This window comes from Rhizobium cauense (assembly GCF_019511525.1).
Classification (GTDB): domain Bacteria; phylum Pseudomonadota; class Alphaproteobacteria; order Rhizobiales; family Rhizobiaceae; genus Rhizobium; species Rhizobium cauense.
Genome location: NZ_JAEUAT010000067.1, coordinates 1 through 458 on the forward strand (window position 1 = coordinate 1; position 458 = coordinate 458).

Annotated in this window: 2 protein-coding genes; both read right to left on the minus strand. The window is 57.2% G+C overall.

Going from position 1 to position 458, the window contains the following annotated elements; genetic code table 11:
• The coding region (locus JNB88_RS33160; RefSeq protein WP_220358776.1) for an NAD-binding protein at window positions 1–238 on the minus strand (238 nt) is incomplete at its 3' end.
• Window positions 239–333: 95 nt separating this feature from the next.
• Window positions 334–458 (minus strand): cupin domain-containing protein (locus JNB88_RS33165; RefSeq protein WP_220359168.1); only part of this gene is annotated, 125 nt, incomplete at its 5' end.

The window sequence follows — 458 nt, forward strand, 5'->3', positions numbered from 1 at the left end:
CGACGTCGGCACTGGCAACCGATGTCGCCAGCTCCTTGGAAAAATCCAGGCGACCGGCAGTGCGATTGTGTTCGATGATGGTATCGAGTCCGGGTTCGAAAATCGGAACTTTTCCGGCTTCCAGTGCGTCGATCTTCGCGGCTGATTTGTCGACGCAGGTGACATGATGGCCGAAATCGGCGAGGCAGGCACCGGAGACAAGGCCGACATAGCCCGAGCCAATCATCACAATACGCATGGATTCATTCCCTGAGACAGCGATCGCGGCCCGGCCGTTTGGCAGAGCCGCGATGGTGTTACAGGCGGACGTTTATAAGTTCAAGACAGAGATGATCAGCTGCGTCCGAACTCATCGACGATGCGGATGATATCGTCCTCGCCGAGGTAGGATCCCGTCTGCACCTCGATGAGTTCGAGCATGATCTTGCCGGGGTTGGCGAGGCGATGGATTTCTCCGA